The organism is Methanobrevibacter sp. (assembly GCF_045220775.1).
Lineage (GTDB): Archaea > Methanobacteriota > Methanobacteria > Methanobacteriales > Methanobacteriaceae > Methanocatella.
In genome coordinates, this window is record NZ_JBGUWC010000046.1 from 1 (window position 1) to 2,104 (window position 2,104).

At 35.5% G+C, this 2,104-nt stretch carries 1 protein-coding gene; it reads left to right on the top strand.

Annotated elements, in window-relative coordinates; all coding sequences use genetic code 11:
- A partial coding sequence (locus tag ACJROP_RS02320) for a transposase (protein ID WP_406533886.1) occupies nucleotides 1–1,709 on the top strand: 1,709 nt, incomplete at its 5' end.
- Nucleotides 1,710–2,104 lie beyond the last annotated feature (395 nt).

The following is a 2,104-nucleotide window of genomic DNA, read 5'->3' on the forward strand; positions in this document are numbered from 1 at the left end:
GTGTGTTAAAAATGCCTACTTTGAGAATTCAGAACCTAAAAATCGATCCAAATACAAAAAAAATTATTTCTGGCAGTGCAGCAATCAAGGAAAGTAAGTACCTTCCAAAAGAAAAATGGATCCAGTGTAAGGATTCAGCGAAGAAGCCTTATCATTCGATTTCTGTTACCAGAGAGAATTTAGGCAGGGTTTTATATCTGTCTGAAGATAGAAAAAAAGGTATTTTTAAATCGCCTACACGCGGTATCGTTTACTATGATTCTTTGAACGATGAGTTTAGTCAGGTAGATAAAAATGATGAACGGATAATGCATCTGTCAGCAGAAATTTTTCCAGAACAGAATGTGCATACAGTTTTTGGAGACAGCTATCTTTTGCTACACTTCTTAAGAAAATCGAAACTTCTAGGAGTTTTGCGCAATGCTTTTAAGAATAACGAAAATTATGAACGTTTGATAATGCATATTTTCCATGGAATTTTAAGGGATGGTAGTAAAATCCAATGTTCGCATTTTATTCAAAAATCTTACGCCTCATATTATCTGCGAGAAGTTTCACTTCCCTCGTTAGGCAGTGATTTTAAGTTCTTTTCTGATATGGGTGCAGATCATTGCAGGCTCAAGTTTTTTAAGCAGTTAACAAATCATCTGAAAATGATCTACCCTAATTTTGGCCGTGGATGTTTTGTTGATTCAACTCCTTTACCAAATGACATAAAGGATAATCCTTTCAACGCATTGTGCAGTCATGGAGTGACAAGCACTTCTGTGCAGACACGTTTAGTTCTTATTCTAGATCAGGAAACAGGGTTGCCTGTTTGGTTCGAAATAATCCCAGGGAATGTTCTTGATCTGAGTACAATTGCAAACATTGCAGAGAATGTATATACCAGCGTTGGTGTTACTGTAGAATCGGTAGTACTTGATGCCGGCTATGTGACACAGGATTTACTGAAATCTCTCAATTCAGAATCCGTGCAAGCAGAAGATAGTGATATAAAGAGAATCCGGGTAATGACGGCAAGAATGCCTGCTAAAAAAGGATATCCTTATAAAGATTTGTATGAAAAAAACAAAAGAAATATAGTCAATCACAAAGGAGACTTTATTAGAGAAGGTCATTCATATTTTGGGAAAAAGGAAACTGTAGAGATATTCGGTACATCAATCAATGCGTACGTTTATGTTGATCGTCTAGCGGCACAAATAAGGTATGATGAGTATCTCAAGAAACATGAAGATGAATTTAACAGTCTGACAGCTAAAGAAAAGAACTGGGTTGCAGTAAAGAACGGTTATTTTATCCTACTGTCAAATAGGGATACTACACCTAAGGAGTTACTGTGTGACTACTTTGAAAGAACCAAAATTGAAAACGTGTTTAAAACTTCGAAAGAGTATCTTCAGTTGCTACCACTGTCAAAATGGAATGAAACATCCGTGAGAGGGAAGATTTTTGCTGATATTATAAATACGATAATACTACTGCTTCTACGGAAAGAAATAAGAGCATCAAAGATTTCTACCTCAGAACTATTCGGGGTAGCTCAATCATGGATGTGCTTTTACAGTCGCAGAAACGATGAAATTTTGATTGAAACTCCAAACTTACAAACAAAAGAGCTATGCAAGTTGCTAGGGATAAAGAAAATCCCGATTAACATAAAAAATTTCGCTACGGAAATAGAAAACTTTTATCAAGGAAAATAACTTATAGAAAAATGAAGCTTGTAGTACCATTATTTGTGTAGTACTAGATTCGCAAAAATCTTAGGATTAATTTTTAGGAATGTGGCTGAGTGGCTATCTGGTGAACAGATTGGAGGAGAGGTTCGTGTGTGACATCAGTCTAAAAAAGAAGGTTATTTTATAGGTAGTTCACAAAAAGAATACGGAAGTTAAGCAAAAAATGGTCAAAAAAAAAAACAAAAGTAAACTCGTGAATATAGGTTGAGTTTTGGGGAGGTCGTATGGGGATAATCAGTTTTTAGGTGTAAGCCATGTGTATTGTCCTTAGTGACGTCACAATTTTAGAGTTAGATGAAGGTTTTGTAGTCAGGGTTGACTCATTTAATAGAAACTATCTTGTGAAAGCACAATATCAG